Source organism: Butyrivibrio sp. AE3009 (assembly GCF_000420845.1).
In the GTDB taxonomy this organism is placed as follows: Bacteria; Bacillota; Clostridia; order Lachnospirales; family Lachnospiraceae; genus Butyrivibrio.
The window spans coordinates 1-5,603 of the sequence record NZ_ATVS01000080.1 but is presented as its reverse complement, the minus strand read 5'-3'; the positions used below and the strand labels follow the sequence as shown (position 1 = coordinate 5,603).

The window sequence follows — 5,603 nt, the reverse complement described above, 5'->3', positions numbered from 1 at the left end:
ACATTCCGCATTTCATGCTCCATGTTCTTACGACCGGCAAATGAATTTGTATGCAAGCATCCATTCGCTTGCCGGTCTTGTGCTACAAAAAAAGCGGGGATTAGTCACATCCCCACTTACAATACTATCATTATTCTCGCAATTAAATGTACGTTATACCGATAATTAATAAAATATTCAGATATCACTTTGCAACTATGAGAAGTTTTTAGAAATCCATCTCCAATATCTGATTCTTCAGCTCCTGCCTGCGATCGTTCAAAAGAAGAAGCTTGTTGTAGTTATAATATGCCTCGTTCCCAACCTCTTTTACAAACTTAAGACTGTAATAGGCATTGGACAGCTCTGTGATGAAGATAACCATCTCCTGGCTTCCGGAAAGAGATTCCTTATCTCCAAAGGCCTCCTCAATAAACCTGAAGCTGTTGGTGAGATGCCCGTCAGTCTCCTTGATCCCTGCCTTACGACTGTTCTCCCTTTTGGTAAACCAGTTCTTTGCAAGAATGAAGGAACCTGAGAGATCCTGCTCCGTGCCGGCTGCAGTTGTAATATAGGAAACGCAGTCATTGAGCCGGCTTATGGCAATTGTCCTGATTCTCTCCTCCTCACGGCTTACCAGCCCCGCCTCTTTGTCGTTATCCAGCTTGTACTGCATGATTCCGGCTCTGTCCCTGAACCACTCGGCGCCGTCCACAGCATCCTCGCCCTCTGCATCTGAGAATCTCCCGAACTCCTTGATGGTCTCGAACAGGATCTTCTGAACTCCCTGATCCCTTGCATAGTCTCTGAACTCTTCCATCAGTTTATCTGATAGAAGTCCCATAATACTGAGTTTCTCGTCAAAAGAGCCCTCTCGAAGAGCCTTCATATTCTCCGGGAAATTGCCCGTAAGGATATCCGGGATCTTATAAAGTTCATTATAGCGATGATACAGCTCATAGTAATCAGCAAAATCTCTGGCAATCTCCTTGTTCTGAATATACTGAACCACCAGATTCTCATCCACGGGAAGACCAAGCTTCTCATGAACCTTCATAACTCTCGACAGATCCTCCCAGCCCCTGGCGGTGACGAAGGTCCTGCCGTCAACATCGGTTTTGATGCTGTAGAAATTGTCCTTTTTTATCTCAAGATATGACAAAATTGCGCCGTGTACTGCTGCCTTGTAAGCATAAATCTTCCAGGAATCGAAGTCCTCCTCGATATTGATCTGCCTTACTCTGTCCAGAGTTACAATGTCGAACTCCCTTACAGACTTGTTGTACTGAGGCGGATTGCCGGCGGTCACGATAATGTAACCCGAAGGAAGCTTGTGACTTCCGAAGGTCTTGTACTGCAGAAACTGCAGCATTGTAGGCGCCAGTGTCTCGGAGACGCAGTTGATCTCATCCAGGAAAAGAATGCCTTCCTCAATCCCTGTCTTTTCAATCTGCTCATAAACAGCACCGATGATCTCGCTCATGGTATATTCGGTGACGGAGAATTTTTTGCCGCCGAACTCCTTCTCGCTTATCTTGGGAAGTCCGATGGCGCTCTGTCTGGTGTGATGGGTAATTGTATAAGAAACAAGTCCGATCCCTAAGTCCTGTGCGATCTGCTCCATTATGGCGGTCTTGCCGATTCCGGGAGGTCCCATGAGAAGGATGGGCCTTTGCTTTTCAGTAGGGATCTCGTAGCGGCCAAATTCGTCCTTTTCAAGATAGGCCGTTACTGCGTTTTTTACTTCCTCTTTTGCCTGATCTATGTTCATTGCTGTTCTCCTGTTTTAACTGTGTATTCTCTTATGTAAGTTCAGATGTAGAGCTTCAGCGCCCAGTCGGGAACCTTCTCGTCATCGTATTCCTCATCCTGCGGGAAAACGAAGGCTGTATCGTAGCTCGTGGGCTTATCCGGGTAGATGCCAAAGCCGTCAGTGAAGTATATAAGTCCTTTCAGGTTCTCAAACTCATGACTGTCAATGAGCTCCGAAACCCTTGTAAACACAGGCCTGAAATCCGTTCCGTAGCCGCCCTCCACGTGGATGCCCTCCGCAAACTTCTTCATGTCATCGACGGAAGTTATGATCTCTTCCCGCTGCACCTGATCGTCACACTCTATTATACGTATATTTATCTTCCGGAAAAAATTTTCTTCTGTAAGGAGCATGGCTGCAGTCTCATTAAGGAACCTCTGAACCAGCTCATCCTTGCAGGAAGCGGAAGTATCAATGGCAATGACCAGCTCCTGAATCTTTTTGACCTCACGGAATTCATTCTCTTCGATAAGTGGCATGTCCCCGTAGAACTCAAGTCCAAAGGAATACATTCCGTAGTCGAAGCTGTCAAGGTCAATGCCCCCCTCTTCCCTTAGTATCTTGAATTTCCGGAGAAATTCCCGATAATCTGTCCTTGAGGTGTTCTCAATTTTGAGGATCCAGGCGAGCTTCCCCAGTCTGTCACTGGATTGTTTTCCTATTGTCTCGATCTCGGTCTGAAGGCGCTTGGCCTCCTTCTCCCAGTTCTTTTCGTTATGCCGGATTTTCTGAAGGCGACGTGGATTTATGTACTTCTCAGTTTTTTTCCCATCCTTGTTATCAAAGGGAGAATCGTAGTCCTCATCTATCGGAGGCTCCTCTTTATCCTTGTCCTTGTTGCTATCTTCGGAATTGTCCTCATTATCCTCAAGCCTTAGCCAGAAGCTGTGATCATCCAGGGCAAATTCCCGCTCCAGTTTCTCCATTTCGAAGATATCAAGTTCATTTTCTCTCTCGGTAAAAAATCTGTATAGGCGCTCCACGGTCAGGACCTTAACCTCTTTTTCCAAAAGGCTGATCCAGCGGTCGCGATAATCGGAGCTGACTCTGTAGATGCACTGATAGTCGAACCCATCCAGAACCGATTCGGTGACGATGTCGGCGCACAGGTCGTATAACCTTGTGTCCTCATATTTTGCCGAAGTGTACATATGCCTGAATATGCAGTGAAGCAGCATATGCAGATAGGTCCTGTTCAGCTTCCCCGGTTCCTCCACAAAAAGCCTTGCCACGAAAGCAGGATTAAACCTGATGTTGACGGCATCCGTTCCCACTGTAGTTGTGGAAAGGTCCATCTCGTAGCCAAGGCTGTTTAGGGCAGCGCCGAAAAAGCGCATATCAATATATAGTTCTGTCCTTGAAGCCGCCAGAACTTCCCGTCCGGCGGCCTCCAGTTCAATTTTTTTCATGTATACTTACACCATAAGTCCCTGAATAAAGATTATCAGAATCAACACAGGAAGCACCAGTTTGAGGTACCACTTAAGGGCCCCCGGAAGCTTCATGCCATCGCCGGTATTAACTTCCGCAATATAATTGTCAAAACCCCATCCGAGCCTGGTCACACAGAACAGCAGGAAAATCAGCGATCCTGCGGGAAGGATCAGATTACTTACAAGGAAGTCTTCGGAATCAAGAATTCCTCTTGCTCCGATAAGATTGACATCACTCCAGATGTTAAAGCCAAATACGCAGGGAAGGCTGGCGATCAGCATGAAAATACAGTTTACCGCAATCGACTTACCTCTGCTCCAGCCAAAGTTATCATTGGTGCAGGCTACGAGATTTTCAAACACCGCTGTAACGGTAGAGAAGCTTGCAAACGTCATAAACAGGAAGAACAAAGTTCCCCAGATTCTTCCCCCAGCCATGTTGATAAATACATCGGGAAGAGTGATGAAAATAAGTGACGGGCCTGCGTCGGGCTTGATGTTATAGCTAAAGCAGGCGGGGAAAATAATAAGTCCCGAAATTATAGCAACGAAGGTATCAAGGGCACAGATCCTGATTGCTTCACCTGTGAGGGCATAATCCTTGGGCATATAGCTTCCGAAGATCTCGATGGAGCCCATACCTACACTTAAGGTAAAGAAGGCCTGACTCATAGCTGAAGTGATTACCTTGCCGATACCAACGCTCTTTGCCTTGCCCATGTCAGGCAAAAGATAAAACTTAATTCCTTCGGAGGCTCCTTCCAGCGTAATACTGTGAATCGCCAGTATTACAATAAGGCACAGAAGAAGGATCATCATTACCTTGTTAACCTTCTCAAGACCGTTCTGTACACCAAAGCTAAGTACTCCGAATCCAAGGAGCACTGTGATAATTGTAAAGATTGCCAGCTGTGTAGGGTCTCCCAGCATCTCCTCAAACACGCTTGCAGTGCCGCCTTCTGTGAGGTTCTCAAATCGTCCTGTTGCAAACTTGAAGAAATAGTTGACCATCCAGCCTGACACGGTGGTGTAGTACATCATAAGAAGATAGTTACCTATCATGCAGACCCAGCCGTGAATGTGCCACTTGTTTCCTTCCTTTTCAAGGGCCTTGTAGCCGTTAACAAGAGTCTTGCCTGAAGCTCGCCCCATCGCAAGCTCCATGGTAAGAACCGGAATTCCCATAAGTATCAAAAATATCAGATAAAATAATACAAAAACAGAGCCGCCGTTTTCACCGGCGACATAAGGAAATTTCCACACATTTCCTATACCGATGGCGCATCCGGCGCTCACTAAAATAAAGCCAAGTCTTGACTGAAAACTACCACGTTCGTTCATTTCATTACCTACCCGATTTAAAAATTTAAAGCTTTAAAGCATTTCAGCAAATTAACAGTTTATCATAAATCGGTCTGTTTTACCAGTGATCAGTTTTTTCGCCGTAGCTTTAGAATACAAACTCATCCTCTATTGCAGCTTGTGGCTTCTGTCGGCCCATAAGAACAGCGTTTAGTCTCGTCAGCTGCTTGGCTGTGGACAGCTTAAGAGCAGCATCTATCGCCTCCTCGGAAATGACTTTTTCCTGATAAGCCGTCAGTTTTGAAATCATATCAAGAAGCTCATCTGAGCGCTGTGTTTCATAGCGGCCCACGAGCCTTATCATGATGCTCTTATCATTTTTCCTGACAAACTGCTCATATTTCTCGCGGTATCCCATTAAAAGTCCATAGGGATACAGGAGCCTTCCGATAGCAATGTTCTCAGAGATCTCATTGCCGTCAATAACTGCCTTCTCAAAGAGCTTGTCGTATTCACTGTAGTTAATGCTCCTTCGGTCCACGCACTCCCTGTAAGCATAACCTGAACCGGCAATAGAGAACTGAATCGTCCTGGCCATTGTATTCTCATTGAAGTCGTAAACATACTCCGGAAAAGTAAGGCAAACATCCCCTTCATCCTTAATATGCATCATAAACCTAAGCGTCTTGTCACTGTCTGCCAAAAAGTTCCTTACAACCTCGAACCAGCTCTTGTTCACCGTAATCTCGATTTCTTCCAGCGCATCGCACTGCCTGCAGACACCGTCGTAATAATCATCGAGACTGTCAAATAACGTGATCTTCCTAAGACTCTTACAATTATGAAAAGCAAATCCATACAGCGTCTTAATGCTCTCAGGAAGCACCACCGTCCTAATATCCTGCCTCCCCGAAAAAGCATGATTCCCTATCGCCTCCACCGGCAGCCCCTCTATCTCTCCCGGAACCACCAGCTCCTGAACCTGCCCCTCATAGCCCGTTATCTCAATATACTCATGTCCGTCTTTATGAATCTTCTTCTCGTATATAACCATCTATATCTAAAACATCTTTCTC

4 protein-coding genes are annotated in these 5,603 nt (G+C 45.9%); all 4 read right to left on the bottom strand.

Annotation, left to right across the window (positions count from 1 at the left end; translation table 11 throughout):
* Positions 1–208: 208 nt before the first annotated feature.
* A complete protein-coding gene (locus G588_RS0118185; protein WP_022780112.1) occupies positions 209–1,750 on the bottom strand; it encodes an AAA family ATPase in 1,542 nt (513 codons plus the stop codon).
* A 41-nt stretch (positions 1,751–1,791) separates the two neighbouring features.
* The gene (locus tag G588_RS0118180) at positions 1,792–3,201 is read right to left on the bottom strand and encodes a vWA domain-containing protein (RefSeq protein ID WP_022780111.1); all 1,410 of its coding nucleotides are present in this window, start codon (positions 3,199–3,201) and stop codon (positions 1,792–1,794) included.
* Between the two features lie 6 nt (positions 3,202–3,207).
* Entirely contained in the window at positions 3,208–4,566 is a 1,359-nt protein-coding gene (locus tag G588_RS0118175) for a sodium-dependent transporter (RefSeq protein WP_022780110.1), read from the bottom strand.
* Positions 4,567–4,675: 109 nt separating this feature from the next.
* Positions 4,676–5,581 (bottom strand): leucine-rich repeat protein, encoded by a 906-nt coding sequence (locus G588_RS20975; RefSeq protein ID WP_022780109.1) that lies wholly within the window; start codon positions 5,579–5,581, stop codon positions 4,676–4,678.
* Positions 5,582–5,603: the final 22 nt, after the last annotated feature.

What these genes read in the sequence shown, in the direction of transcription:
- G588_RS0118185 (WP_022780112.1), bottom strand. Translation starts at nt 1,750, where the DNA reads ATGAACATAGATCAGGCAAAAGAGGAAGTAAAAAACGCAGTAACGGCC.
- G588_RS0118180 (WP_022780111.1), bottom strand. Translation starts at nt 3,201, where the DNA reads ATGAAAAAAATTGAACTGGAGGCCGCCGGACGGGAAGTTCTGGCGGCT.
- G588_RS0118175 (WP_022780110.1), bottom strand. Translation starts at nt 4,566, where the DNA reads ATGAACGAACGTGGTAGTTTTCAGTCAAGACTTGGCTTTATTTTAGTG.
- G588_RS20975 (WP_022780109.1), bottom strand. Translation starts at nt 5,581, where the DNA reads ATGGTTATATACGAGAAGAAGATTCATAAAGACGGACATGAGTATATT.